Genomic DNA, 25,457 nt, shown 5'->3' with positions numbered 1-25,457 from the left:
ACTCGGGGGGTGTCTGAAATCACCCCCGATCTCGTGCGCCATCTCGGTGTGCTCGCCCGGATCCAGCTGAGCGACGAGGAGGTGACCCGCCTGACCGGCGAGCTCGACGCCATCGTCGACAACATCGCCAAGGTCGCGCAGGTGGCCACCCCCGACGTCCCGGCGACGAGCCACCCGATCCCGATGCAGAACGTCTTCCGGCCCGACGAGGTCGCCGAGACGCTCACGACGGCCCAGGCGCTGCAGAACGCGCCGGATGCCGACGGCTCGCGCTTCCGCGTGACCGCGATCCTGGGGGAGGAGCAGTGAGCGACATCATCCGCCTCACCGCCGCGCAGCTGGCCGACAGGCTCGCCGCGCGCGAGATCTCGAGCGTGGAGGCCACGAAGGCCCACCTCGACCGCATCGCCGCCGTGGACGGCGACGTGCACGCGTTCCTGCACGTCTCGGATCGCGCGCTCGACGTGGCGGCCGACGTCGACCGTCGCCGCGCCGCAGGGGAGGCGCTCGGCCCGATCGCGGGCGTGCCGCTCGCGATCAAGGATGTGCTGGTCACGACCGACATGCCCTCGACCTCCGGATCGAAGATCCTCGAGGGATACATGTCGCCGTTCGACGCGACGGTCGTCGCTCGTTCCCGGGCCGCCGATCTGGTGCCCCTTGGCAAGACCAACATGGACGAGTTCGCGATGGGCTCGTCGACCGAGCACTCGGCGTACGGCCCCACCCGCAATCCGTGGGACCTCGACCGCATCCCGGGCGGCTCCGGCGGCGGCTCCGCCGCGGCCGTGGCGGCCTTCCAGGCGCCGCTCGCGCTGGGGTCGGACACCGGTGGGTCGATCCGCCAGCCCGCGCACGTGACCGGCACGGTCGGCGTGAAGCCGACCTACGGCGGCGTGAGCCGGTACGGCGCGATCGCCCTGGCGTCGAGCCTCGACCAGGTGGGCCCGGTCACGCGCACGGTGCTGGATGCGGGCCTGCTGCACGACGTCATCGGCGGGCACGACATCCACGACGCGACGTCGATCCCCGAGAGCTGGCCGTCGTTCGCCGAAGCCGCCCGCGAGGGCGCGCGCGGCGACGTGCTGAAGGGGCTCAAGGTCGGCGTGGTGAAGGAGTTGCCCGACAGCGGCTTCCAGCCCGGGGTCGCCGCCTCGTTCCGCCAGGCCCTGGCGCGGATGGAGGCGCAGGGCGCCGAGATCGTCGAGATCAGCGCCCCGCACTTCGAGTACGCGGTCGCCGCGTACTACCTGATCCTTCCGGCGGAGGCCTCGAGCAACCTGGCGAAGTTCGACTCGGTGCGCTTCGGCATGCGCGTGGACGTCCCCGGAGGCACGGTCGAGGACGTCATGTCGGCGACGCGCGACGCGGGCTTCGGCCCGGAGGTCAAGCGCCGCATCATCCTGGGCACCTACGCGCTCTCGGCGGGCTACTACGACGCCTACTACGGCAGCGCCCAGAAGGTGCGCACGCTGATCCAGCGCGACTTCGACGAGGCGTTCGCCTCGGTCGACGTCATCGCGACGCCCTCGGCGCCGACCACGGCGTTCCAGCTCGGCGAGAAGATCGACGACCCGCTGTCGATGTACCTGAACGACCTCACGACCATCCCCGCGAACCTGGCCGGCGTGCCGGGCATCTCGGTGCCCTCGGGGCTGGCGCAGGAGGACGGCCTGCCGGTGGGCGTCCAGTTCCTGGCGCCTGCTCGCGAGGACGCGCGACTGTACCGCGTGGGCGCCGCCCTCGAGGCGATGCTGGTGGACGAGTGGGGCGGTCTGCTGCTCGACCGAGCCCCGGAGCTCAAGGGAGGGGCCCGCTGATGGCGACGGCCACGCTGATGGACTTCGACAAGGCACTCGAGCTGTTCGAGCCGGTGATCGGCCTCGAGGTGCACGTCGAGCTCAACACGAGGACCAAGATGTTCTCGCCGGCGGCCAACCCGGCGCACGCCGACAACCACGACGCGGAGCCCAACACGCTGGTGGCTCCCGTCGACATGGGCTTGCCGGGCTCGATGCCCACGGTCAACGCCGAGGCCATCCGCTCGTCGATCAGCCTCGGCCTCGCGCTCGGCTGCTCGATCGCGCCGTCGAGCCGCTTCGCGCGGAAGAACTACTTCTATCCCGACCTCGGCAAGAACTACCAGATCAGCCAGTACGACGAGCCCATCGCGTTCGAGGGGTCCGTCGAGGTTGAGCTGTCGGACGGCACCATCGTCACGGTGCCGATCGAGCGCGCGCACATGGAGGAGGACGCGGGCAAGCTGACCCACGTCGGCGGCGCGACGGGCCGCATCCAGGGCGCCGAGTACTCGCTGGTCGACTACAACCGCGCCGGTGTGCCGCTCGTCGAGATCGTCACGAAGCCGATCTTCGGCGCCGAGCACCGGGCGCCCGAGCTCGCGAAGGCGTACCTCGCCACCATCCGCGACATCGCGATCGCGCTGGGCATCTCGGAGGCGCGCATGGAGCGGGGCAACATCCGCTGCGACGCCAACGTGTCCCTGCGGCCGCGCGGCGAGACGAAGCTCGGCACGCGCACCGAGACGAAGAACGTCAACTCGATGCGCTCGGTCGAGCGCGCGGTGCGCTACGAGATCCAGCGCCAGGCGGCCATCCTGGCCGAGGGCGGCACGATCGTCCAGGAGACGCGTCACTGGCATGAGGACACCGGCACTACGTCGCCGGGGCGCCCGAAGTCCGACGCGGACGACTACCGCTACTTCCCGGAGCCCGACCTGCTGCCCGTGGAGCCGAGCGTCGAGCTGATCGAGGAGCTGCGTGCCGCGCTGCCCGAGCCGCCGGCCGCGCGCCGTCGCCGCCTCAAGGGCGACTGGGGCTTCACAGACCTGGAGTTCCAGGACGTCGTCAACGGCGGACTGCTGAGCGAGGTCGAGGCCACCGTCGCCGCGGGTGCCGCGCCGCAGGCCGCGCGCAAGTGGTGGACGGGCGAGATCACGCGCGTCGCGAACGCCCAGGGCCGCGAACCCGCCGACCTGGTGTCGGCCGAGCATGTCGCGCAGCTGCAGAGCCTGATCGACGCCGGGACGCTGACCGACAAGCTCGCGCGCCAGGTGCTCGAGGGCGTCATCGCGGGCGAGGGGTCGCCGCAGGCGGTCGTCGACGCTCGCGGTCTCGCGGTCGTGTCGGACGACGGCGCGCTGATCGCCGCGATCGATGAGGCGCTCGCGTCCCAGCCGGACGTGCTCGAGAAGATCCGCGACGGCAAGGTGCAGGCCGCCGGTGCCGTGATCGGCGCGGTCATGAAGGCGATGAAGGGCCAGGCCGACGCCGCGCGCGTGCGCGAGCTCGTCCTGACGCGCGCCAGCGCGGAAGAAGCATAGGCGACGGCTGGAGCGTTCCGTTCAGGAGTGATGCTGTTCCGCAGTGACCGAAGCCGGTCGGCGTGGCTCGTGGCCGCGCTGACCGGCTCCGTCATGTGCGCGTTGTCCGCGGTGACTCCCGCCTCGGCGGAGGGGGCAGCGCTGTCCGGGTCGGCGCCGTCGTCCTCCGTGCGCGCCGCGGTCGAGCCGGCATCGCGCCACGACGTCGCGTCGGCCCTCGCCCGGATCATCGTGGACGAGATGTCGACCGAGGAACGGGCGTCGGCCGTCGTGATGGGACACATCGGCGGCACGGACCCGCGCACGCTGGAGCGGTATGTCGAGGACGGGCGTCTGGGCGGGTTCATCCTGATGGGATCGAACGTGCCGAAGAGCGAGCGGGAGCTGCGTCGGGTGACCGACGCCGTGGACGGGCCGGATGACACGCTGCCTCCGCTTGTGGCGGTCGACGAGGAGGGCGGCGCGGTGACGCGTCTGCCTTGGGACGACGCGCCGGCGGGCGCCGAGCTGCACGAGCGCGACCCGAGCGTCGCCCAGGCCGCGTTCGACACGCGCGGACGACTCCTGCAGGAGGCGGGTATCACGACGAACTTCGGCGTCGTGGCCGACGTCGGCACGAGGACCAGCGGGTTCATCCGTCCGCGCACGCTGGGCGCCGACGCGGAAGCTGCGGCGGAGCGCGTGGCGGCCGCGGTCGAGGGCGAAGCGCCGCACGCGTTCTCCACGCTGAAGCACTACCCCGGGCACGGCGCGGCGCCCGGAGACTCGCACAGTGCGATCCCGGAGACGGCGATGCCGCTCGACGAGTGGCGTGCCGAGCATGCGCCCCCCTTCGAGGCCGGCATCGCCGCCGGTGCCGAGCTGGTGATGACGGGACACCTCCGCTTCAGCGACGTCGACGACGCTCCGGCGTCGCTGTCACCGGCCTGGTACGACATCCTGCGCGACGAGCTCGGCTTCGACGGCGTGGCGATCACCGACGACCTGGGCATGCTCCTGTCGTCCGGCGAGGAGCGCTACACCGACCCCGTGCGCAACGCGGTCGAGGCGATCTCGGCCGGTGCCGACATGGCGCTGATGGTGGCCGGATCGGATGCCGGCACGGCGTCAGCGCTGGCGGACGGCATCGCGAGCGCGGCCGACGACGGCGAGCTCGAGCCCGAGCGGCTGCAGGAGGCGGCGACCCGCGTCGTCACGCTGCGCGTGCTGGCCTCGGGCGTGCTCGACGGGGACGCGTTCGACGACTGACCCGGATGTCCGACCCTCGCGCGACAATGGAGGCATGGGGCGAGCGGACGGGTCGGGGCGCATCGTGTCGCCCGCCGGCGCCGACGACGCAGGCACGGGCATCCTGCACGTCGACATGGACGCGTTCTACGCGTCGGTCGAGGTGCTCGACGATCCCACGCTGAAGGGCAAGCCGATCATCATCGGCGCGCCCGAAGGGCGCTCGGTGGTCTCCAGCGCCTCGTACGAGGCGCGCCGGTTCGGCGTGCGCTCGGCGATGCCGGTGGCACATGCGCTGCGACTCTGTCCGCAGGCGCTCGTCGTGCTGCCGCACTTCGACCGATATCAGGCGGTGTCTGCTCAGGTCATGGAGGTGTTCCGCAGCTTCACACCGCTGGTCGAGCCCCTGTCGATCGACGAGGCGTTCCTCGATGTGCGCGGCGCTCGGCGCCTCTGGGGCAGTCCCGGTCGCATCGCGCAGCTCATCCGACAGCGCATCGCCGACGAGATCGGCATCACGGCGAGCGTGGGCGTCGCGGCGACCAAGCATGTGGCCAAGATGGCCTCGACCATGTCGAAGCCCGACGGTCTGCTGATCGTGCCCGGCGCGCGCACACAGGAGTTCCTCGACCCGAAGCCGGTGCGCGCGATCTGGGGCGTGGGCCCCAAAGCGGCTGAGGCCCTCGAATCGCGGGCCATCCGCACGATCGCCGACGTGCGGAACACGCCGACGCCTGTGCTCGCGCGCATCATCGGGCCCGCGGGCGCCCAGCGGCTCTCGCAGCTCGCCCGCGGCATCGATGCTCGCGAGGTGGAGACGACTCGCACCGAGAAGAGCATCGGCCACGAGGAGACGTTCGAGACCGACATCTGGGATGTCGAGCTGCTTCGCGCCGAGCTGCTGCGCCTGTCCGACCGGGTGGCGGTGCGGCTGCGGCGCGGGGGCTTCGAGGCCGCGGGCGTGGCCATCAAGGTGCGGTTCTCGGACTTCTCGACGATCACACGCTCGGCGACGCTGCCGGAGCAGTCGGCCGTGGGGCAGCGCATCGGCGAGGTGGCGCGCGAGCTGTTCGGCGAGGTCGACATGCGCCTTCCGGTGCGCCTCATCGGGGTGCGCGCCGAGCGGCTGCGCCCGGCCGGTTCGGGCGGCGTGGCGCTGTGGGATGACGACGCCGACTGGAAGCGCGTCGAAGGCACGCTCGACGATGCCCTGGCGAGGTTCGGCCGCGGCGCGGTGACGCGCGCCGCTTTCCTCGGTCGTGACAGATCCGGTCACCTGCCGTCGCACCCGCGCCCGCCGGCCGACTCGGACTGAGCCTCGTGGCGACCGCGCATCCCGAGTAGCGTGGGCTCATGCCCAACATCGCACTCGAACTCGGCCGCATGTCGGCGAGCATCGGCGTCAACAGCGCCTACGGCGAGCAGCAGGATGTCGACGGCGTGCGCCTCGTGCCCGTCGCGGCCACGTGGACCGGCTTCGGCGGAGGCTCGGACGAGGCCGGCAACGGCGGCGGAGGGGGCGGCGGGTTCTCCGCGCCGATCGGCGCGTACGTCCGCCGGGGCGACACGCTGACGTTCGAGCCGAACGTGGTGTCCCTGCTCGCCGTGGGCATCCCGTTCGTGTGGGTCGCGGGTCGTGCTCTCGCCCGCATCATCCGTGTCCTCAAGAAGTAGCGCCGGTTCGTTCGAAGCCGCGTTCGCAGAGGCGCTCGTGACCATGCGCGCCGCGGTCGCCGCCCTCCAATCCGCCGCCCCGGTCATCCTGATCGACGGGCGCAGCGGCGGGGGCAAGACCACGCTGGCCGAGCGGTTGGTGTCGGGGTGGCCTCGGTCGGGGGAGCGCCCGCAGCTCGTGGCGCTCGACTCGTTCTACCCCGGGTGGGACGGGCTGGCGGAGGGAACGAGGTTGACGCACGACTGGTTGCTCACACCGCACGCGGCGGGGGTCGAAGCGCGCTGGCGGCGCTTCGATTGGGAAGCGCACGCGTTCGCGGAGGAGCATGTCGCCAGGGCCGACCGTCCGCTCGTGGTCGAGGGAGCGGGAGCGCTCACGCAGGCTGCGCGGGGTCTGGTCGACCTCGCGGTGTGGGTGGACGGTCCCGAGGTCGCGCGGCGCCGCCGCGCGCTCGCCCGCGATGGCGACAGCTACGTGCCGTACTGGGACCGCTGGGCCGTGCAGGAGGACGCGCACATCGCCCGCCACGACCCGCGCACCGTGGCGGATCTGGTGTTCGACCTGCCTTGAGGCTTCCGGCCGGTCAACCCGGCCCGAGAGCCGCGGGGCCTACAGCTCTTGCTCGGCCGCCTGCACGAGGCCTTCGAGCCGGAAGCCCAGCCAGTCGTACACGCCGTAGCGGGGATCCTCGGGATCGTGGTCCTCGTCATCCGCCACGATGCCGAGACGGTTCGCGATCACGAGGCGCACGGCGGCGAGGGTGCGCAGCCACGATTCGATGCTCGCGCCCTCGAGCGCGACGTCCACGGGCGCCAGTTCGTCCTGCACGCGCTCGACCCGCGCGAGGTCGTCCAGCACCACGCGGGCGTCGTGGGCTCGGCGCCGCAGCAGATCCGCGCGCGTGACCGCGCGGAACTCGCGCGAGGCCTCGGGGTCTTCCGGGTAGACGTCCGGAGTGAGCCGCTCGAGCGCCGGGTCGGGAATCGACGGCGTGCTGTCGACGAGATCGGCGAACTGACGCACCAGATCCGCGAGGTGCGTGGCCTCGATGCGGGTGAGGGTGAGCATCACGATGCGGTCGCTCATGCGGAAGCCTTTCTGACGGTCGCCCAGAGGCCGTAGTCGTGCATGGCCTGCGCGTGCAGCTCCATCTGCTCGCGCGCACCTTCGGACACCACGGCATGACCGTCGTGGTGGACGGCGAGCATCAGCTCCGTGGCCCGCTCGGCGCTGTAGCCGAAGTACTCCCGGAAGACGCGCACGACATAGCTCATCAGGTTGACGGGATCATTCCAGACGACGGTCTGCCACGGCCGGCCCGCCTCGAGCCGCTCGTCGAGCCGGGTCTCCTCGTCGACCTCGGGCGTGGCGAAGCCGGCGCTCGCGAACACGGGAGTGATTGTCACGGTCATGCCCATCCCAGCTCGTGCAGCCGCTCGTCGTCGATGCCGTAGAAGTGCGCGATCTCGTGCACCAGGGTCGTGTGGATCTCGTCGCGCAGCTCGTCCTCCGTCTCGCATTGGGCGAGGTGCGGTTCGCGATACAGGATGATGCGGTCCGGCAGTTCGCCCATGCCGTAGCGATCCCGCTCGGTCAGCGCGAGGCCGTCATAGAGTCCCAGCAGGTCGAGCGAGCCGTCTTCGGGCCGATCCTCGACGACGAACACGACGTTGTCCAGCCCGTCGACCATGTCGTCGGGGAGCCGGTCGAGTTCATCGATCACGAGACGCTCGAACGCATCTGCGTCCATGTCGATCATCGAATCTTCCGGGTGATTCATTGGGGTGGCTGACGGGGCTCGAACCCGCGACCCCCGCGACCACAACGCGGTGCTCTACCAACTGAGCTACAGCCACCGTGGCCCCCGATCTCTCGGGGACAACCTCTTTATTCTGTCACACTTCTGGAGCGAATGACGACACGACCGACGACGCGATGGTGCGTGCCGCGTCGCTCGTCGGACCCGGCTCGGCGACGAACACCGCGCGTCGGTAATACTCCAGCTCACGGATCGACTCGAGGATGTCGGCCAGCGCGCGGTGACCGCCGTCCTTGGCGGGGGCGTGGATGTACGCCCGCGGGAACCAGCGTCGGGAGAGCTCCTTGACGCTCGATACGTCGACGCTGCGGTAGTGCAGGTGGTTGTCGACCTGGGGCATGTACTTGGCGAGGAACATGCGGTCGGTGCCGATGGTGTTGCCCGCGAGGGGGGCCTTGCGCTCCTGCGGCGCGAAGCGGCGGATGTACTCGAGCGAGAGACGCTCGGCCTCTTCCAGCGAGACGCCGCCCGGGATCTCGTCGAGCAGGCCCGACTTGCGGTGCATCTCCGTGACGAAGTCGCCCATGTGGTCCATCGCGGCCTGCGACGGCTTGATGACGACCTGGAAACCCGGGTCGAGGATCTTCAGCTCGAAGTCGGTCACGACGATCGCGATCTCGACCAGCTCGTCGACCGTGAGGTCGAGACCCGTCATCTCGCAGTCGATCCAGACGAGCCGGTCGTTCTCGGAGGCGCCTACCATGCCGTCCAGCCTAACGACGGGCGCCGACACCGGCCGACACGAGCATGCGTCCCCCAGGCAGGATTCGAACCTGCGACCAACGGATTAGAAGGCCGTCGCTCTGTCCACTGAGCTACTGAGGGTCGCCCCCAGCGTACCGGGGCCGGCGAGAGATGCTCCGCACGGGCATCGTGTCAAGGCCTACCGGACGCGCCGCAGGCGGCGTAGCCTCGCGGCGGACGGAAGGAGTCGACGATGACTTTGACGCACACGCGGCGGCTGTACGTGGCCTACGGCCCGGCTGGGGCGGTCGGGACGATCCGCGAGGTGGAGGACGGCGAGTTCGCGGTCACGATGGCCGGGGCGGATGCGCCTGTGGGCACGTATCCGGCCCTCGACATCGCCAAGAACGCGCTGTGCGCGCACCTCAAGCCGGGCTCGGCGCGGCCGGAGTTCCGGCAGCACTGATCGCCCGGGTCGGTGCGGGGCGTGTGCGGGTGACGCGCATGGCGAAGTCGACCGCAGGGCCGATGAGCAGCGCGTAAGCCAGCGTGCCCCAGCCCACGGTGCCGCCCAGAAGCCAGCCGATGCCGAGCACGGTCAGCTCGACCGTGGCGCGGGCGCGCCAGATGCGCCACCCGAACCGGCGGTGCAACCCCGTCATGAGCCCGTCGCGCGGACCGGGCCCGAAGTGCGCGCCGATGTACAGCGCGGTCGCGAACCCCACCACGACGATGCCGCCGAGCAGCAGCAGGATGCGCCAGGCGAGGCCGCCGACCGGGGGCATGAGGTCCAGCGTGAGCTGCATCACCGGACCGACGATCAGGATGTTCAGCACCGTGCCGACGCCCGGCCGCTCACGCAACGGGATCCACACGAGCAGGATGAGCCCGCCGAGCAGGGTGACGACCCACCCGATGCCGATGCCGGTGCGCACGGCCACACCCTCGGCGAGCACGGTCCACGGGTCGAGGCCCAGCGAGGCCTCCACCGTGAGCGCGACGCCGATGCCGTAGAGCACGAGACCTGCGAGGAGACGGATGAGTCGGATGGTCACGTGCCCATCACACCCCATCCGACGGGCGGAGGATGCGGTCCAATCCGGCGTCGCTGGCTCTCTTGCCCTCGACTGACAGAGATTGGCCTGCTCCCAGGGGTCCACCTCGGCTAGCGTGGCGGCATGATGGACTCCCGCCTCACCGCACGCGCCCTCACGGCTCTCATCGGCTCCTGGCGCATGCGCGAGCCGGCGTACGAGGCGCTGGCCGATGCGATCCGCCTGCTGTGCCTCGACGGTCGCATCGCTCCGCGCACAGCGCTGCCCGCCGAGCGAGAGCTGGCCGCACGCCTCGGCGTGAGCAGGACGACCATCGCCGCGGCCTATCGGAGCCTTCGGGGCTCGGGACACATCGAGAGCGTGCGCGGTTCGGGCAGCGTCACGTTGCCGATCGGCCGACGCGACCTCGGACGCGCGGCTGCGGAGGACGGGATGATCGATCTGCAGCAGGCGAGCCCCTCGGCCTGGCCGGGGCTCGCGGCGGTGTACGCCGAGCTCGCGGCCGAGGCGGCCGCCGTCGTGGCGCGGCCGGGATACGAGGTGCTCGGGCGACCCGGCCTGCGGGAAGCCATCGCCCGTCGCTACGAGGAGCGCGGTCTGCCCACGGACCCCGCCCAGATCATGGTCACGACCGGCGCGCAGAGCGCGATCACGCTTGTGGCGTCGGTGCTCGTCTCGCGGGGCGACGCCGTGCTGGTCGAGACCCCGACCTACCCCCATGCAGCAGACGCCTTCGCGCGTGTGGGCGGCCGACTCGTGGCCGTGCCGGTCACGGTGGGAGGGGGATGGGACCTCGACCGCGCGGAGCATGCGATCCAGCGCTCGCGCCCCCGCGCGCTGTACCTCATGCCCGACTTCCACAACCCGACGGGCGAATCGATGGCCGTGGAGTCGCGACGGCGCATCGCCGAGCTGGCGCGTTCCGTAGGCGCCGTCGTGATCGTCGACGAGACCACGGCCGAGCTCTCGATCGAGCGTCGGATCGCACCGCCTCCCTTCGCGACGGTGGGAGGTGAGAACACCATCACACTGGGATCGCTCGGGAAGACGGTGTGGGGTGGACTGCGGATCGGATGGATCCGCGCGGATGTCGACACCATCCGGAGGCTCGCGACGGCCCGGCCGGCCATGGACCTCGGAACGCCCGAGTTCGAGCAGGCGATCTCCGAGCGCCTGATGCCGCTCATGCCCGAGATCCTGCAGCAGCGGTCGCAGCTGCTTCGGGAAGGGCGCGACGCGTTGATCACGGCGCTGGCGCAGGAGCTGCCCGAGTGGTCGGTGCCGCACGCGAGCGGAGGCGTGGCGCTGTGGATCGGCATCGGTGCGGCTCGGAGCTCGGCGCTGACGCTGGCCGCGCGGCGTCGCGGGCTGCTGCTGTCGGCGGGGCCGCGGTTCTCGGTCGGCGGAGGTCACGAGCGGCACATCCGGGTCCCGTTCACGGCCCCGCCCGCGCTGCTCTCGCACGCGGCGACACTGCTCGGGCAGGCGTGGCGCGACGTCGCGCACGACCGATTCGGTTCCGGCGAGCAGCAGCCCCTGGACGCGGTCGTCTGACCCTCAGGCGCGCAGGCTCGCGACGGCCTCGTCCGCGCACCAGAACTCGCCCACCTGCAGGAACCGGCCCGTGGGAAGGTGGAGCCGCTCGGCGCGGAACCGCACCCCCAGCGGATGCTCGAGGTGCCGGAGGTGCCCGAGAAGGCGGCCATCGCGATCCTGAACGCGCCACAATGCGGCGCCGGCGCGGATGAGGGTCTCGCGGCCGCGGATGCGCGGCGCGGCGACGGGGATCTCGGGAACGGATGTGATGTGTGCGGTGTTGTGCATCGAGGGACTCCTCTCCACGAGCGACCGTACGAGGGGCCACCGACATCGACACGTCCACGGGCTGTGGAACCCGCGTAGCGTGGAACACCCGACTGATGCGCGGCCGCGGCCGCCCTGCCGCTCGCGCGGCGAGAGGAGTACGACATGCAGACCTTTGTGCTGGCCGGCGGATGCTTCTGGTGCCTGGACGCGGCATACCGCGCGCTCCGGGGTGTCTCGAGCGTGGTGTCGGGCTACACGGGCGGGAGCGCTCCGCACCCCAGCTACGAGCAGGTCTGCACGGGAGCGACGGGTCATGCCGAGGCCGTGAAGATCACGTTCGATCCCGACCGGATCCCCTCAGATGTGATCCTCGACGCGTTCTTCACCATGCACGACCCGCGCCAGCTCAACCACCAGGGCGCCGACACGGGCACGCAGTACCGTTCGGCGATGTTCCCCGCAGATGACGCGCAGCGCGAGCTGTTCGAGGCGGCGCGCGAGCGGGCCTCCGAGATCTGGGATGCGCCCATCGGAGACGTCGAGGGCACGATCGTGACCACGATGGAGCCGCTCGGCGAGTTCTACGACGCGGAGGACTACCACCAGGACTTCTTCGCCAAGAACCCGACCCAGGGCTACTGCCTGGCCGTCGCGGTGCCCAAGGTCAACAAGGTGCGTGCCCGATTCGCGGAGTTCGTCGCCTGACGCCCTTCGTCCACAGAGGTGCGGATCGCCCTCGCCCCTCCCGGGCGGGGGCGATCTCGTTTTCGGGCGCCCCGGCTGCGACACAGTCGTCCCGAGGCCGCTGGGCGGCCGACCGGGGAAGGGCCCCGGTCTTGGAGGACGACCATGAGCGACACCATCACGATCACCGGGAACATCGCGACGCCCCCGCAGAAGCACATCCTGCCGAGCGGGATCGCGGTCACGCGCTTCCGGCTCGCGAGCGGCACGCGCCGCTACGACCGCGAGGCGGGGCAGTGGGTGGACGGACCCACCAACTGGTACAGCGTCGCGGCGTACCGTGCGCTGGCCGACAATGCCGAGAGCTCGTTGCACAAGGGCGAGCGCGTCGTCGTCACGGGGCGACTGAGGCTCCGCGTGTGGGAGGCGGACGGGCGCAAAGGCATGGAAGCCGAGGTCGACGCCGACGCCCTCGGGCACGATCTCCGATTCGGAACCAGCGTCTTCCAGCGCACAGTTCAGCGTCCGGCCGCGGCCGGCGCCGCTCCCGCAGCGCCGGAGGATGCGCAGGACACCGCGCAGGACGCCCAGCAGACGGCGGAGGACGCGTGGGCGACGCCGGGGGCGCCGATGGGGGAGGGGGAGCCGGTGCCGGACCCCCACCCGGACGCCGAGGTCGGCGAGACCCCGTTCTGAGGTCTGTGCGGCAGGCGCCGGACCGGACCGGATCGCGCCGTGTCGTCGGCCTCGCCACGGCGGCGCCGTAGACTCGACGCCGTGAGCCTGCGACGCGACCCACGACCCTTCCGTGCCGGGCGGGCGTCGGCGGCCCTCCTGGTCACGACGGCCACGGTCTTGCTGGCCGGCTGCGTCGCCGAGGAGCCGGAGCCCGCCTCCACTCCTTCGGCCCCCGCCACCGCCACGCCCACACCCGCTGCGACGCCTCAGCCGCCGGCACTGGTGCCCGGCGGCACAGCGGCGGACAACCTGCCGTACTTCACGACCGTGACCGAGCAGGTGTGGGCATCGGATCGACGGGCCGAGGGGCGCGCGTACGTCGACGCTCTCGTGGCGGCGGGGTTCGACAAGGCCGCGATGCAGGTCACCGAGGACTTCAGCACCGTGGGCAACCCGGCCGAGTCGATGCAGTTCTCGGTGCTCTGGGGCGACGAGTGCCTGGTCGGCCAGGTCGGGCCCGACATCGGCGAGGCCGTCACGCGCGTGCTGCCGGCGCTGCAGGACGGCAGCGTGTGCCTGCTGGGAGACACCCGGCCGATCGACTGGTGAGTCGCAAGGACTGAGATCCTGCCGACCGGATCGCGTCTCGTCGGCATCCGGGCCCGCAGCGACCCCTGCAATCCAGCCGTCGCGCCCTAGACTGGGACCCAAATGGCTGAATATATCTACTCGATGGTCCGTGCCCGCAAGAAGGTGGGCGACAAGCTGATCCTCGACGACGTCACGATGGCGTTCCTGCCGGGGGCCAAGATCGGCATGGTCGGCCCCAACGGTGCCGGAAAGTCGACGATCCTCAAGATCATGGCGGGGCTCGACACCCCGTCGAACGGCGAGGCCAAGCTGACGCCCGGCTTCAGCGTGGGAATCCTCATGCAGGAGCCCGAGCTCGACGAGTCGAAGACCGTGCTGGAGAACATCCAGGACGGCATCGCGATCAAGGCGAAGGTCGACCGCTTCAACGAGATCTCGGCGCTGATGGCCGAGCCGGACGCCGACTTCGACGCGCTGCTCGCCGAGATGGGCACTCTGCAGGAGGAGATCGACGCCGCCGACGGCTGGGACCTCGACTCCCAGCTCGAGCAGGCGATGGACGCACTGCGCACTCCGCCCGCCGACGCCGCGATCGCGCCACTCTCCGGCGGTGAGAAGCGCCGCGTGGCGCTGGCGAAGCTGCTGCTGCAGAAGCCCGACCTGCTGCTCCTCGACGAGCCGACCAACCACCTCGACGCCGAGAGCGTGCTGTGGCTCGAGCAGCACCTGCAGGCCTACAAGGGCGCCGTCATCGCGGTCACCCACGACCGGTACTTCCTCGACCATGTCGCGGAGTGGATCGCCGAGGTCGACCGCGGGCGTCTCTACCCCTACGAGGGCAACTACTCGACGTACCTCGAGAAGAAGGCCGAGCGTCTCGACGTCCAGGGCAAGAAGGACGCCAAGCTGCAGAAGCGCCTGAAGGAAGAGCTCGAGTGGGTGCGCAGCAGCGCCAAGGGCCGCCAGGCGAAGTCGAAGGCGCGCCTGGCCCGGTACGAGGAGATGGCGGCGGAGGCGGATCGCACGCGGAAGCTGGACTTCGAGGAGATCCAGATCCCGCCGGGGCCGCGCCTGGGTAACATCGTGATCGACGCGAAGAACCTGCAGAAGGGCTTCGACGGGCGCACCCTGATCGACGGTCTCAGCTTCAACCTTCCGCCCAACGGCATCGTGGGCATCATCGGTCCGAACGGCGTCGGCAAGACCACGCTGTTCAAGACGATCGTCGGCATCGAGCCGCTCGACGGCGGCGACCTGAAGATCGGCGAGACCGTCAAGATCAGCTACGTGGATCAGACCCGCGCGAACATCGATCCCAACAAGACGCTGTGGGAGGTGGTCTCGGACGGGCTCGACATCATCACTGTCGGCAAGACCGAGATCCCGTCGCGCGCGTACGTGTCGAAGTTCGGCTTCAAGGGACCGGATCAGCAGAAGAAGGCCGGCGTGCTGTCGGGCGGTGAGCGCAACCGCCTGAACCTGGCGCTCACGCTGAAGGAAGGCGGCAATCTTCTGCTGCTCGACGAGCCGACCAACGACCTCGACGTCGAGACGCTGAGCTCGCTCGAGAACGCCCTGCTCGATTTCCCGGGCTGCGCGGTGGTCATCACGCACGACCGCTGGTTCCTGGACCGCATCGCGACGCACATCCTGGCGTACGAGGGCACCGATGAGAACCCGGCGCAGTGGTACTGGTTCGAGGGCAACTTCGAGTCGTACGAGGCCAACAAGGTCGAGCGCCTCGGCCCCGAGGCCGCGCGTCCGCACCGCACCACTCACCGCAAGCTCACGCGCGACTGACGCGCGCGGCGACGCGAACGGCTGGGGCCGCCCGGATGATCCGGGCGGCCCCAGCCGTTCTTCGCGTGGTCTGCGCGTCAGCTGCTCGTCACTGGGTGAGAAGCGTGTCGAACGCCTCCGGATTCTCGGCGATCCACTGATCGACCGCTTCGCGCTCCTGGCCCTCCTCGAAGTCGTTGACGATCGTGTTCTCGAGCGTGCCGTACTCGTCGTCGTCGAGATGGAATCCCGCGATCAGCTCGGCGGCGTCGGGGTGCGCCGCGGTGAAGCCCTTGGTGGCGAGCACGTGCATGCCTTCGCTGCCCCCCATCGACCCTTTGGGATCGGTGAGCGGCTTGACGTCGTAGACGGCGTTCGCCCAGAACGGGCTCCACAGCGTCACGACGATGTCCTCGTGCCGCTCGAGCGCATCGCTCAGCTCGGTGAGCATCGCGGGGGTCGACGACGTGATCAGGTCGTATTCCGCATCCAGCCCGTACGCGCCGACGGTCGCCTGCGACAGCGCGGTGTTGCCGGCCCCGGGCTCGATCCCGATGATCTCTCCCCGGAACCGGTCGCCCTGGCCGATCAGGTCGTCGATCGTGTCGACGTCGGTGTACGCAGGCACCGCCAGGAAGTTCTGCATGCTGTCGTAGTAGGTGCCGAGATCCTCGAGGTCGTCGCCGTATTCCTCCCAGTACGACCGGTGGGTCTGCTCCGGCGATCCCGACGAGAAGATGTCGATATCGCCCTGCGACAGGCCGGCGTAGATGGGGCCCGCCTCGCTCAGCGTCTGGAACTCCACGTCGTAGCCGAGCTTCGTCAGCTGGTCCTCCAGCATGTACGCGCTCGTGAGCCCGTCGGTCCACGCCGGCAGGTATCCGATCGTGATCGTGTCCTTCTGCGGCGCCTGCGCCGAGTCGGGCGTGGACGTGCTCGAGCAGCCGGCGAGAGAGACCCCCGCGGCGGCGATCAGGGCGAGTGCGGTGCGACGGTGTCGGTGCGTCATCGTGTGCGGTGTGCTTCCTGTCGGGATGGGTGCGGCCGTGCCGCGGATGGCGCTCCCCGGCGTGCGCCAGGGAGCCGGATGTGCGAAGAGGCCGGTCTGGAGGGACCGGCCTCTTCACAGGCGAGACGCCGCGCGGATCACTCCGCCGCGACGGTCTCGAAGGCGTCGGGGTGCTCCTCGAGCCACGCGTCCACCGCGTCGGCCTCCTTGCCCTCGCCGTACTCGTTCACCACGAGATCCTCGAGCGATCCGTACTCGGCGTCGTCGAGCTTGATCCCGGCGATGAGCTCGGCGGCCTCGGGGAACTCCTCGGCGAAGCCCTTCGTGCCGAGGAAGTGGAGGGCCTCGGCCTCGCCCATCGCCCCGCGCGGGTCCTCGAGGTCCTTGATGTCATAGGCGTCGTTCGCCCAGAAAGGACGCCACAGCGTGACGACGATGTCCTCCTGGTCGTCGATCGCCGTGTCGAGCTGCGTGAGCATCGCGGGCGTCGACGACGTGACCAGCTCGTACTCGCCCTCGAGCCCGTACTCGGGCATCATCGAGTCCTGGGTCACGCCCGTCAGACCGGCCCCGGGCTCGATGCCGATGATCTTGCCGTCGAACTGGTCGGCCTTACCCTTGAGATCCTCGATCGAGTCGATGTCGGTGTACGAGGGCACGGCGATCGTCAGCTTGGCGTTGTCGTAGTAGGCGCCCAGATCCTCGATGTCGTCGCCGTACTCGTCCATGTACTTCTTGTGGGTGAGCTCCGGCCAGGCCGAGGGATAGATGTCGATGTCGCCCTGGGCGAGACCGGTGTAGAGCGGCCCAGCCTCGGTGAGGGTCTGCATCTCGACCGTGTAGCCGATCTTCTCGAGCTGGTCGGCGAGCAGGTAGGCGGTGCTCAGCCCGTCGGTCCAGGAGGGCAGGTAGCCGAGCGTGATCGTCCCGAGGCTGTCCCCGGAGTCGTCGGCGTCGGAGGAGCCGGCGCCGCCGGAGGCGCAGCCCGCGAGAGCCAGGCTCGCCATGGCGCTGAGGGCGAGAGCCCCGGTGAGGTGACGCTTCTTCATCATGCTGTTGATTCCTTTCCTCCCGCGGGCGGTGCCGCGGGTATGGGGGACTCCCGGACGCGCGGTGGCCCGTGGAGGAGAACGCCGGGGCGTTCGAGGGGGGTCTGCGCGAGACCCGATCTGCGCGCGACCGGATCTGCGCGCGACCGGATCTGCGCGCGACCGGTCAGGCGCCGACGGGGGTCGGCACGCGCTCCGGGACGGCGTGGATCGCGTCGGCGTCGGCCCGGCGCTTGCCGCGGCGACGCCGCAGCGCTCCGAGCAGCGAGCCGCGGTACTCGGAGGGGTTGCCCAGGGCGGCTGTCACGCGGTCGAGGAACACCGCCAGGAAGACCACGCCGAGTCCGGCCTCGACGCCCTGCGCCGTGTTGATGGTCGAGATCGCCTCGACCACCTTCTTGCCGAGGCCGTCGGCACCCGCCATGCCGGCGATGACCGCCATCGACAGGGCGAGCATGATGACCTGGTTGACACCGGCCATGATGGTCGGAAGCGCCAGGGGCAGCTGGACGCCGCGCAGGATCTGCCGGGGCGTGGCTCCGAACGCATGACCCGCTTCGACGGTCTCCGGGTCGACCCCGCGGATGCCGAGCTCGGTCATCCGCACGCCCGGGGGCACCGAGAAGATGACGGTGGCGACGACGCCGGGAACGACGCCGATGCTAAAGAACACGATCGCGGGGATCAGGTAGACGAAGGCCGGCATCGTCTGCATGAAGTCGAGCACGGGCTTGACCACCGCACGCACCGTCGCGTTGCGGGCCGACCAGATGCCGAGCGGGATCGAGATCGCGATGGCTACGAGGGCGGCCACCAGCACGAGCGCGAGCGTCTGCATGGCCGAGACCCACATCTGCATGCCGACGATCACCGTGAACATGATCACCGTGCCGACGGCCAGCTGCCACGACCGCAGCAGCCAGCTGATGAGCGCTGCGGCCAGGACGGCGATCGGGATGGGGGTCGCGACGAGGAGATCCGTGAGGCCGTCCACGAGGAACCGCACGACCATCGAGATCACGTCGAGGAGCGCCTCGAGGTTGTCGCGGACCCAGTCCACGGCGGTCGCGGCCCATTCGCCGACCGGAATGCGGAATCCGTCGATCATGAGCGGGCCTCCTCGTTCTCGCGGGCCGTCCGGTCGACGGCGTCATCCTCTCCGTCAGCGAGGATCTGGTCGATGACGGTCGTCGGGATGGGCTGCACCGGCAGCGGGATCTCCTCGGTGGCGCTGGGGCCGGGACCGAGGGCCGCGAGAAGGGTGACGCGCGGGATGACCCCCACGAGCCGGCCGGCGTCGTCGACGACGGCGACCGGGAGCTTCGACTCGACCGCGGGGACGAACAGGTCCATGAGCACCGCCTCCGCGCTCACGGTCGCCGCGTCCTTTCTGATCGCACTCTGGATCGTGCGCTCGCCGCGGCGGACGAGCTTGAGAGCGTCGCGGTCGTCGACGGTGCCGACCAGCCGGCGGTCACGGTCGACCACGTAGGCCGCGGCGGAGTAGGCGTCGCGCATGGTGCGCAGGGCGGTGCGAGGCCCTGCGCTGTCGGCGATCACCGGGCGAGGCCGCTCCATCACGGCGCCGGCGGTCAGCACGCGCGCGCGGTCGACGTCCTGCACGAACTGCTCGACGTAGTCGTTCGCCGGGTCGGTGAGGATGTCCTCCGGGGTTCCGATCTGGACGATGCGTCCGTCGCGCATCACGGCGATGCGATCGCCGAGGAACATCGCCTCGTTGAGATCGTGCGTGATGAAGATGATGGTCTTCTGGAAGCGCGCCTGCAGCTCGAGGAGCTGCTCCTGCATCTCGCGCCGGATGAGGGGGTCGAGGGCGCTGAAGGCCTCGTCCATGAGGAGGATGTCCGTGTCGGCCGCGAGCGCCCGGGCGATGCCGACGCGCTGTTGCATTCCGCCGGACAGCTCAGACGGCAGCTTGTCGCCCCAGCCCGCCAGCCCCACGAGGCCCAGGATCTCCTCGGCCTTGGCGAGGCGCTCGGCGCGCCCCACGCCGCGCAGCTCGAGCGGATAGGCGACGTTCGCCGCCACACTGCGGTGGGGGAGCAGCGCAAAGTGCTGGAACACCATCGAGATGCGCTCGCGCCGCAGCTCACGCAGCCGGTTGGGCGCGACACCGGTCAGCGCCTCCCCGTGCACCGTGATCGAGCCGGAGGTCGCGCCGTGCAGGCCGTTCAGCATGCGGATGAGGGTGGACTTGCCCGAGCCGGACAGGCCCATCACCACGAAGATCTCGCCGCGGCGCACCTCGAAGGACGCGTCGATCACGGCGGCGGTGACGCCGGAGCCGAGCCGCTCCCGGGGGGTGCCGTCTCGCAGTCTCCGGACAGCCTCATCGGTTCGCCGGCCGAAGACCTTGAACAGGTTCTCGGCGCGCAGAGCGGGGGTGTTCGCGTTCTCGGTCACGTTCTCCTCTGCCGATCGAGCGCACGACGAACGTCGGCTCGATCGGTGATCGGTAGCGGTCCGGGCAGACGAATCCAGGGCGCGGTGTCTCGCGCACAGCCGTCGGGCGGCAGCGTTCGTCGGCCATACGAATGCCTTCGGTGGCACGCGCGGCCCTCATCGGGTAGTGAGTCGCGCGGTCGTGTCGGACGCGTCGCCGGCGGCTCGGTCGGCCCCCGAACGGTCGCTGACCGGGAGGCCTTGGCCAGGCTAGCAACGGGACCGGAGCCCTCTCGGGCGGTCATCGACCGCCTGAAATATCGCTCCAGGCGCATGATTCCGCGGTTTTTCGGGGTGCTGGCCCGCCGCATTCGGCGTGCTCCTTCGTTATGCGATCGTGACGACCGCGCGGGTGAGAGACTCGAGGAGCCCGTACCGCCGACCTGTCAGGAGCCTCGATGACCCGCGTGCACGTTCCGATTCACCGCCGCTGGGGCGATCTCGACGCGCTCGGCCACGTGAACAACACGTCGATGCTGAAGCTGTTGGAGGAAGCGCGTCTGCGCGCGTTCTGGAAGTCGGAGGATCCCGCCGACCAGGCTCCCACGGCGGTGTTCGAGGGTGGCGTGCTGGAGGGCGGCGGTCCCGTCGCCACGCTGATCGCACGGCAGGAGATCGAATATCTCGCTCCGGTGCCGTACCAGCACAAGCCCCTCGACGTGCAGCTGTGGATCGGGCGCATCGGCGGCTCCAGTGCCGAGGTCTGCTACGAGGTCTACAGTCCCCTGGGCGGCGAGCCGCAGGTGCTCTACGCCCGCGCATCGGCGGTGGTCGTGCTCGTCGACACCACCACCGGGCGGCCGGCCCGTCTGCCCGCCTCCGTGCGCGAGGCATGGGAGCCCTACGTCGAGGAGCCCATCCGCTTCGGTCGTCGCTGAGCGTCGCGTCATCCGGGCCTGCTGCTGGTCGGGATGGGGGAGACTGGAGGACGGCCTTCCCGCGACGCGTTCACGACATCCGTCGGAGCGGCATCGGCGGGCGGGATCCGTCCGACCAGGAGATCTATGACCACCGTCGACATGTCCGACGCGTTCCGGCGCGAGCGCTATCCCTACCTGCGGCACAACGCCGAGCGGGTCTATCTGGACTCGGCTGCGACATCGCAGCGCCCGGACGCGGTGCTGGACGCCGAGAGCGCCTTCGCGCGCACGGAGTACGCGGCGGTGCATCGGGGATCGAGCATGGCGACCGGCGAGGCGACGTGGGGGTTCGAAGGGGCGCGCGAGCGCATCGCCCGATTCGTCGGGGCCGGCGAGGGCGAGATCGTGTTCACCGAGAACGCGACGGACGCGCTCAACGTCATCGCGCTCGGGCTCTCGGACGCCTCGGCGGGGCTCGGCGGCGATGAGCTCGCGTTGCGCCCGGGGGACGAGATCGTCGTGACCGAGGCCGAGCACCACGCGAACCTCATCCCCTGGCAGCGTCTCGCCCGTCGCACCGGCGCGGTGCTGCGAGCGGTCCCGGTGGACGAGCACGGCCTGTGGTCGGTGGACGATCTCGCCGGGGTCGTCGGGGCGCGCACACGGCTCGTCGCGTTCGCCCACGTCTCCAACGTCACGGGCGCGATCGCGCCTGTCGCCGACGTCGTGCAGGTCGCTCGCGGCGTGAACGCTCTCACGGTGCTCGACGCGTGCCAGTCCGCGCCGCATCTGCCGCTCGATCTGCGAGCGCTCGGGGTGGACTTCGCCGCGTTCTCGTCCCACAAGATGCTGGGGCCCACGGGCATCGGCGCCCTCTACGGGCGCGCGGAACTGCTCGACCTCCTGCCGCCCGCGCGCACCGGCGGCTCCACCATCAGCACGGTCACCATCGACGATGCCCAGTTCCTGCCCGCCCCGCAGCGCTTCGAGGCGGGCACGCAGCCCGTCACCCAGGCCGTGGGCTTCGGAGCCGCGGCCGAGTACCTGTCCGGCATTGGCATGGATCGCGTACGTCGCCACGAGGCCGAGATGGCGGGACTGCTGGTCGAAGCCGTGGAAGCCGTCCCCGGGGTGCGGATGATCGGCCCGCGAGCCGGGGCCGAGCGTGCGGGACTGGTGAGCTTCGTGGTCGACGGCGTGCACGCGCACGACGTGGGCCAGTTCCTGGACGACCGGGGCATCACCGTGCGCACCGGGCATCACTGCGCGCAGCCGCTGCATCGCAGGCTCGGCGTCGCCGCCACCACGCGGGCGAGCGCCTACGTCTACACGAGCGCTGACGATGTCGCGGCGTTCGGCAGCGCCCTCGCCGAGGTGCGCGCGTTCTTCGGGGCGGACCGATGAGCGCCGAGCTGGAGGCGCTCTACCGTGAGGTGATCCTGGATCACTCACGCACCCCCGTCGGCAAGGGCGACCCCGCGACGGCGGCGCATACGCATCACGAGCTGAACCCGTCGTGTGGCGACGAGATCACGATGGGCGTCACGGTGGAGGGCGGCCGGATCTCGCACCTCGTCTGGGACGGGCAGGGATGCAGCATCTCGATGGCGTCGGCCTCGGTGATGGCCGATCTGCTCTCGGGCGCCGGCAGCGACGACGCGCGGGCACGCATCGAGGAGTTCCGCACCATGCTGCGCTCGCGCGGCACAGGAGAGCCGCCCGAGTCGCTGGAGGACGCTGCAGCGTTCCAGGGCGTCGCGAAGTACGTCATGCGGGTGAAGTGCGCGATGCTCGGATGGGTGGCCCTGGAGGCCTGCCTCAATCAGGCCGCTTCATCGCGCTGATCCGGTCCTGCAGGGCTCGGAACCACCGGTGCTCGTACTCGCTGCGCGGCATGTCGAGGGCGGTCGCGCACCACGAGAGGACCTCGTCGCGCGTCCAGTGCCCCTCGCGGATGAGGCGCGGGATGACGTAGCGGTCGAGCCGCGGCGCAGGGCCCGCTTCATCGCGTTGCGCCGCGGAAGCGCCCTTGATGCCCGGCACCTCGAACACACGGGGGAGCGTGGTGCGGATCGCCCTCGGATGCCTCTGGAGGAAGCTCCACAGCGACGGCCGGGGAGCCCAGCAGATCAGGATCAGCACGGCGCCCTGTTGCGTGGGCGCCTCGATGAGCCCGCGCTCCGCCCAATCGAACATCGCCTCGATACCGCGGTTGCCATCCCATGCCTTCGGGTTCGAGAGGTAGCGCGTCGAGAACGCGTCGACGAAAGCGGGCAGATCTCCCGGGAAGAGGCGGGGGATGTGCTCCGTGGCGACGGGCCCGTCGAACGTGCGCAGCCGCAGCGCCTGGGGGACAGTGGCAGTGGCGAGCAGCGCCGTCTGCGCTGCGTGCCAATGGCCGCTGCGGAGCGGACCGCGCCACAGACGATCGGGATGCGTCGAACCGGAGGGCGCGGAGAGGATCGCGCTCGCTGTGCCCGTGACGCCCCCGCGGATCGCGCTGCGTTGCTCCGGAGGGAACCGTTCGAGCAGCTCGACGACCTGCGTTGCGCGCCCGTTCCGGAGCGCGTCGAGGACGGCCGCTCCGCGTCCCGCGTCGACCGCGTCACGGAGGACGGACGTCATCGGTTCGTCAGCCCTGTTCGGGCACGCGCAGCATGATCTCCTGGGCGACCGTGGCGAGAAGCGCACCGTCGCGTGAGTACAGGTGGCCCTGCGCGAGGCCCCGTCCGCCACGCGAGCTCGGCGACTCCTGCACATAGAGCATCCACTCGTCGGCGCGCCCGAAGCGGTGCCACCAGATGGCGTGGTCCAGGCTGGCGGTCCGGATGCCCGGCGTCCGCCACGGCACGCCATGGGCGCGCAGCACCGACTCCTGGATGGTGAAGTCGGTCAGGTACGCCAGCGCGGCGCGGTGCAGCACCGGGTCGTCGCCGATCGGGCGACGCAGGCGGGTCCACACTGCCTGACGCGGCGCCTTCTCGTCCACCGCCAGGTAGATGTCGGACTCGACGTGCCGGACCTCGATGGGGTTGGCGCGGATGAGCAGCGACGCTTCGGGGCGATCCGTGACGAGGCTCGACGGTCCTGTCAGGGCCTCGGGTCCCGGGACGTCCGGCATCGGCAGCTGATGCTCGAGCCCTGGGTCCTCGTCCTGGAACGACGCGATCCCCGAGAAGATCGGCTCCCCATCCTGGAAGGCCTGGATGCGGCGGCGCGAGAACGAGCGCCCGTCGTGGATGCGGTCGACCGAGAACGTGAGGGGCTTGCGCACGTCGCCGGGGCGCAGGAAGTAGCCGTGCAGCGAGTGCGGCGCGCGGTCGGGCGGGAGGGTTCGCGCGGCGGCCACGACGGACTGACCGAGCACCTGTCCGCCGAAGACGCGTCCGCCCGGCATGGGGTGCGAGGAGGCGGTGAAGATGTCCTCGTTGGTGCGGGCGCCGGTCTCGCCGAGGGCGAGCACGTCGAGCAGCACGTCGATCGGGTCGGCGTTCGCGGCGTCGGTCATCCGCCCAGTCTAGATTTGCCGCGCCGCGCGGTCGGCACCCGCGCTCCGCGCGCCGACCTAGGCTTGGTCCAGTGACCGTCCGCCTCGTGCTCGCCGATGCCCCCTCCGCCCAGGATGCCCTGACGTTCGCGCGCCGTGCGGCGCGCCTCGGAGACGAGGGCGTGCGACTGCAGGCCGCGGGCGGGGTGCTGGCGATGTCCACTGCGGCGCTGGCACCCCGCGGGCTGCTGGACCGCACCCCGACGGTGCTGGGCATGCGCGTGCTCGCGGCCGACCCTGAGCTGCAGTGCGATCTCGTGGTCGCGGAGCTGTCCGAGACCGAGGACGACAGGGCCCTGGGTCTGCCGGAGAGGGCACTGGCACCCGCCTGGGCGGGCGTCGCGCCGCCGCGCGGGGGATGGAGCGGGGTCGGCACGATCGCCGCGGCCACGCTGGCGTCGCGGGCGCAATGGGGCATCGCGGCGGTGGCCGAGCGCGTGCCGACGGACGCGGGGGAGGACGTGGTGCGAGCCGTGCGAGGGGACGTGTGGGGCGCGCCGGACGACGCTCTTCTGGGCCTGCCGCTCGGGGTCGCCTTCGCTGCGTTCTCGCTCGGGTTCATCGGCGGCGAGGAGGAGGCACGGGTCACCGCATCCGGGCGGTGGACGCGCGTCACGCTGCAACGCGGTCACATCCTGACGCGCGGTCCGGCCGCCACGGGTCTGACGGCCGTCCGGCGCACCGGCTCGGCCTGAGCCCCGCGCGGCCGCCTCAGGCGAGCGGCAGCCCCGATCGCGGGGAATCGGCGGCGGCGCCCGGTGCGGCCGAACCGGGCGTCGGGTCGAACGTGTTCACCATCGCGTGAGCCGCGCGCTGCAGGTAGTCCCACAGCGTCTCCTCGTGCAGCGGCGAGAGCCCCAGCTCGTCGACGGCCGTGCGCATGTGCCGCAGCCAGCGATCGCGCGCGTCGGGGTTCACGTGGAAGGGCATGTGCCGCATCCGCAGGCGCGGATGCCCGCGGTTCTCGCTGTACGTCGTCGGTCCGCCCCAGTACTGCTCCAGGAAGAGCGTGAGCCGCTCCTTGGCGGGTCCGAGATCCTCCTCCGGATACATGGGCTTCAGCACCGGATCGTTGGCGACGCCGCGGTAGAACCCGTCGACGAGCCGCACGAACGTCTCGTGGCCTCCCACGGCCTCATAGAAGGTGACGGACGGCGACGCGCCGTGCCCCTCGGGTCGGATGCCCAT

Annotated in this window: 30 protein-coding genes and 2 tRNA genes; 17 read left to right on the top strand and 15 right to left on the bottom strand. The window is 70.7% G+C overall.

Annotated elements, in window-relative coordinates; all coding sequences use genetic code 11:
* Window positions 1-9 precede the first annotated feature (9 nt).
* Genes gatC through ABTW64_RS01870 form a run of 7 tightly spaced genes read left to right on the top strand, consistent with a single transcriptional unit; the run spans window position 10 to window position 6,815 of the window.
* Window positions 10-309 carry an Asp-tRNA(Asn)/Glu-tRNA(Gln) amidotransferase subunit GatC gene (gene gatC / locus ABTW64_RS01900; RefSeq protein WP_350618585.1) on the top strand — a complete coding sequence of 100 codons (300 nt, stop codon included), beginning with the start codon at window positions 10-12 and terminating at the stop codon, window positions 307-309.
* Window positions 306-1,820, top strand: a complete 1,515-nt coding sequence (gatA, locus tag ABTW64_RS01895) for an Asp-tRNA(Asn)/Glu-tRNA(Gln) amidotransferase subunit GatA (RefSeq protein WP_350618583.1) — start codon at window positions 306-308, stop codon at window positions 1,818-1,820. Before gatC ends, gatA begins: the two co-directional genes overlap by 4 nt.
* Window positions 1,820-3,343, top strand: a complete 1,524-nt coding sequence (gene gatB / locus ABTW64_RS01890; protein WP_350618581.1) for an Asp-tRNA(Asn)/Glu-tRNA(Gln) amidotransferase subunit GatB — start codon at window positions 1,820-1,822, stop codon at window positions 3,341-3,343. Before gatA ends, gatB begins: the two co-directional genes overlap by 1 nt.
* 30 nt (window positions 3,344-3,373) lie before the next feature.
* Entirely contained in the window at window positions 3,374-4,591 is a 1,218-nt protein-coding gene (locus ABTW64_RS01885; protein ID WP_350618579.1) for a glycoside hydrolase family 3 N-terminal domain-containing protein, read from the top strand.
* Between the two features lie 34 nt (window positions 4,592-4,625).
* A complete protein-coding gene (dinB, locus tag ABTW64_RS01880; protein WP_350618577.1) occupies window positions 4,626-5,885 on the top strand; it encodes a DNA polymerase IV in 1,260 nt (419 codons plus the stop codon).
* 38 nt (window positions 5,886-5,923) lie between these two features.
* The gene (locus ABTW64_RS01875; RefSeq protein ID WP_350618575.1) at window positions 5,924-6,244 is read left to right on the top strand and encodes a hypothetical protein; all 321 of its coding nucleotides are present in this window, start codon (window positions 5,924-5,926) and stop codon (window positions 6,242-6,244) included.
* A complete protein-coding gene (locus ABTW64_RS01870) occupies window positions 6,228-6,815 on the top strand; it encodes a nucleoside/nucleotide kinase family protein (protein WP_350618573.1) in 588 nt (195 codons plus the stop codon). The genes ABTW64_RS01875 and ABTW64_RS01870 overlap by 17 nt, the downstream gene beginning before the upstream one ends.
* A 39-nt stretch (window positions 6,816-6,854) precedes the next feature.
* Here ABTW64_RS01870 and ABTW64_RS01865 read toward each other — a convergent pair whose 3' ends face one another.
* The 6 genes from ABTW64_RS01865 to ABTW64_RS01840 all read right to left on the bottom strand — a co-directional run bounded on the left by ABTW64_RS01865 (window position 6,855) and on the right by ABTW64_RS01840 (window position 8,889).
* Window positions 6,855-7,331: a DUF2017 family protein gene (locus ABTW64_RS01865; protein WP_350618571.1), complete on the bottom strand. Its 477-nt coding sequence runs from the start codon at window positions 7,329-7,331 to the stop codon at window positions 6,855-6,857.
* Window positions 7,328-7,657 (bottom strand): ATP-dependent Clp protease adapter ClpS, encoded by a 330-nt coding sequence (gene clpS, locus ABTW64_RS01860; RefSeq protein ID WP_350618569.1) that lies wholly within the window; start codon window positions 7,655-7,657, stop codon window positions 7,328-7,330. Before clpS ends, ABTW64_RS01865 begins: the two co-directional genes overlap by 4 nt.
* Entirely contained in the window at window positions 7,654-8,004 is a 351-nt protein-coding gene (locus ABTW64_RS01855) for a metallopeptidase family protein (RefSeq protein WP_350618567.1), read from the bottom strand. The genes clpS and ABTW64_RS01855 overlap by 4 nt, the downstream gene beginning before the upstream one ends.
* A gap of 21 nt (window positions 8,005-8,025) precedes the next feature.
* A tRNA-His gene (locus ABTW64_RS01850) sits at window positions 8,026-8,101 on the bottom strand.
* Window positions 8,102-8,140: 39 nt separating this feature from the next.
* On the bottom strand, window positions 8,141-8,767 hold the full coding sequence (gene orn, locus ABTW64_RS01845; RefSeq protein ID WP_350618565.1) for an oligoribonuclease: 627 nt from the start codon (window positions 8,765-8,767) through the stop codon (window positions 8,141-8,143).
* Window positions 8,768-8,816: 49 nt separating this feature from the next.
* A tRNA-Arg gene (locus ABTW64_RS01840) sits at window positions 8,817-8,889 on the bottom strand.
* A gap of 112 nt (window positions 8,890-9,001) precedes the next feature.
* Between ABTW64_RS01840 and ABTW64_RS01835 the strand changes: the two genes are divergently transcribed.
* The gene (locus ABTW64_RS01835) at window positions 9,002-9,214 is read left to right on the top strand and encodes a methyltransferase (protein ID WP_350618563.1); all 213 of its coding nucleotides are present in this window, start codon (window positions 9,002-9,004) and stop codon (window positions 9,212-9,214) included.
* On the opposite strand, the gene yczE is transcribed toward ABTW64_RS01835, so the two are convergent.
* Complete coding sequence (gene yczE / locus ABTW64_RS01830; RefSeq protein ID WP_350618561.1) at window positions 9,174-9,803, bottom strand: membrane protein YczE; 630 nt, start codon at window positions 9,801-9,803, stop codon at window positions 9,174-9,176. The two genes, ABTW64_RS01835 and yczE, sit on opposite strands and share 41 nt — an antisense overlap.
* A 123-nt stretch (window positions 9,804-9,926) precedes the next feature.
* Between yczE and yczR the strand changes: the two genes are divergently transcribed.
* The gene (gene yczR, locus ABTW64_RS01825; protein WP_350618559.1) at window positions 9,927-11,357 is read left to right on the top strand and encodes a MocR-like transcription factor YczR; all 1,431 of its coding nucleotides are present in this window, start codon (window positions 9,927-9,929) and stop codon (window positions 11,355-11,357) included.
* A 3-nt stretch (window positions 11,358-11,360) separates the two neighbouring features.
* On the opposite strand, the gene ABTW64_RS01820 is transcribed toward yczR, so the two are convergent.
* Window positions 11,361-11,627 carry a hypothetical protein gene (locus ABTW64_RS01820; RefSeq protein WP_350618557.1) on the bottom strand — a complete coding sequence of 89 codons (267 nt, stop codon included), beginning with the start codon at window positions 11,625-11,627 and terminating at the stop codon, window positions 11,361-11,363.
* Window positions 11,628-11,771: 144 nt separating this feature from the next.
* On the opposite strand from ABTW64_RS01820, the gene msrA reads away from it, so the two are divergent.
* From msrA to ettA, 4 genes are all read left to right on the top strand, one after another.
* Complete coding sequence (gene msrA / locus ABTW64_RS01815) at window positions 11,772-12,314, top strand: peptide-methionine (S)-S-oxide reductase MsrA (protein WP_350618555.1); 543 nt, start codon at window positions 11,772-11,774, stop codon at window positions 12,312-12,314.
* 144 nt (window positions 12,315-12,458) lie between these two features.
* On the top strand, window positions 12,459-12,989 hold the full coding sequence (locus tag ABTW64_RS01810; RefSeq protein ID WP_350618553.1) for a single-stranded DNA-binding protein: 531 nt from the start codon (window positions 12,459-12,461) through the stop codon (window positions 12,987-12,989).
* An 81-nt stretch (window positions 12,990-13,070) separates the two neighbouring features.
* Window positions 13,071-13,580: a DUF6993 domain-containing protein gene (locus tag ABTW64_RS01805; RefSeq protein ID WP_350618551.1), complete on the top strand. Its 510-nt coding sequence runs from the start codon at window positions 13,071-13,073 to the stop codon at window positions 13,578-13,580.
* A 102-nt stretch (window positions 13,581-13,682) separates the two neighbouring features.
* Window positions 13,683-15,362: an energy-dependent translational throttle protein EttA gene (gene ettA, locus ABTW64_RS01800; RefSeq protein ID WP_350618549.1), complete on the top strand. Its 1,680-nt coding sequence runs from the start codon at window positions 13,683-13,685 to the stop codon at window positions 15,360-15,362.
* Between the two features lie 88 nt (window positions 15,363-15,450).
* On the opposite strand, the gene ABTW64_RS01795 is transcribed toward ettA, so the two are convergent.
* From ABTW64_RS01795 to ABTW64_RS01780, 4 genes are all read right to left on the bottom strand, one after another.
* The gene (locus ABTW64_RS01795; RefSeq protein ID WP_350618547.1) at window positions 15,451-16,350 is read right to left on the bottom strand and encodes a glycine betaine ABC transporter substrate-binding protein; all 900 of its coding nucleotides are present in this window, start codon (window positions 16,348-16,350) and stop codon (window positions 15,451-15,453) included.
* Window positions 16,351-16,487: 137 nt separating this feature from the next.
* Window positions 16,488-17,399, bottom strand: coding sequence for a glycine betaine ABC transporter substrate-binding protein (locus ABTW64_RS01790; protein ID WP_350618831.1), 912 nt, complete (start codon window positions 17,397-17,399; stop codon window positions 16,488-16,490).
* A 166-nt stretch (window positions 17,400-17,565) separates the two neighbouring features.
* Window positions 17,566-18,504: an ABC transporter permease gene (locus ABTW64_RS01785; RefSeq protein WP_350618830.1), complete on the bottom strand. Its 939-nt coding sequence runs from the start codon at window positions 18,502-18,504 to the stop codon at window positions 17,566-17,568.
* On the bottom strand, window positions 18,504-19,823 hold the full coding sequence (locus tag ABTW64_RS01780) for a quaternary amine ABC transporter ATP-binding protein (RefSeq protein ID WP_350618545.1): 1,320 nt from the start codon (window positions 19,821-19,823) through the stop codon (window positions 18,504-18,506). The genes ABTW64_RS01785 and ABTW64_RS01780 overlap by 1 nt, the downstream gene beginning before the upstream one ends.
* Window positions 19,824-20,260: 437 nt before the next feature.
* On the opposite strand from ABTW64_RS01780, the gene ABTW64_RS01775 reads away from it, so the two are divergent.
* From ABTW64_RS01775 to sufU, 3 genes are all read left to right on the top strand, one after another.
* Entirely contained in the window at window positions 20,261-20,740 is a 480-nt protein-coding gene (locus ABTW64_RS01775; RefSeq protein ID WP_350618544.1) for an acyl-CoA thioesterase, read from the top strand.
* Between the two features lie 126 nt (window positions 20,741-20,866).
* Window positions 20,867-22,126: an aminotransferase class V-fold PLP-dependent enzyme gene (locus tag ABTW64_RS01770; protein WP_502892284.1), complete on the top strand. Its 1,260-nt coding sequence runs from the start codon at window positions 20,867-20,869 to the stop codon at window positions 22,124-22,126.
* Window positions 22,123-22,566 (top strand): Fe-S cluster assembly sulfur transfer protein SufU, encoded by a 444-nt coding sequence (sufU, locus tag ABTW64_RS01765; RefSeq protein WP_350618543.1) that lies wholly within the window; start codon window positions 22,123-22,125, stop codon window positions 22,564-22,566. Before ABTW64_RS01770 ends, sufU begins: the two co-directional genes overlap by 4 nt.
* Here the strand turns inward: sufU and ABTW64_RS01760 are convergent.
* Window positions 22,541-23,347 (bottom strand): hypothetical protein, encoded by an 807-nt coding sequence (locus ABTW64_RS01760; RefSeq protein WP_350618542.1) that lies wholly within the window; start codon window positions 23,345-23,347, stop codon window positions 22,541-22,543. The two genes, sufU and ABTW64_RS01760, sit on opposite strands and share 26 nt — an antisense overlap.
* A gap of 7 nt (window positions 23,348-23,354) precedes the next feature.
* Window positions 23,355-24,230, bottom strand: a complete 876-nt coding sequence (locus tag ABTW64_RS01755; protein WP_350618540.1) for an acyl-CoA thioesterase — start codon at window positions 24,228-24,230, stop codon at window positions 23,355-23,357.
* A 71-nt stretch (window positions 24,231-24,301) separates the two neighbouring features.
* On the opposite strand from ABTW64_RS01755, the gene ABTW64_RS01750 reads away from it, so the two are divergent.
* Complete coding sequence (locus ABTW64_RS01750) at window positions 24,302-24,964, top strand: DUF8185 domain-containing protein (protein WP_350618538.1); 663 nt, start codon at window positions 24,302-24,304, stop codon at window positions 24,962-24,964.
* 16 nt (window positions 24,965-24,980) lie between these two features.
* Here the strand turns inward: ABTW64_RS01750 and ABTW64_RS01745 are convergent, their stop codons facing one another.
* On the bottom strand, window positions 24,981-25,457 hold the full coding sequence (locus tag ABTW64_RS01745; protein WP_350618826.1) for a globin: 477 nt from the start codon (window positions 25,455-25,457) through the stop codon (window positions 24,981-24,983).

This window comes from Microbacterium sp. NPDC096154 (assembly GCF_040302945.1).
Classification (GTDB): domain Bacteria; phylum Actinomycetota; class Actinomycetes; order Actinomycetales; family Microbacteriaceae; genus Microbacterium.
This window is presented reverse-complemented; position numbering and strand designations above follow the sequence as displayed.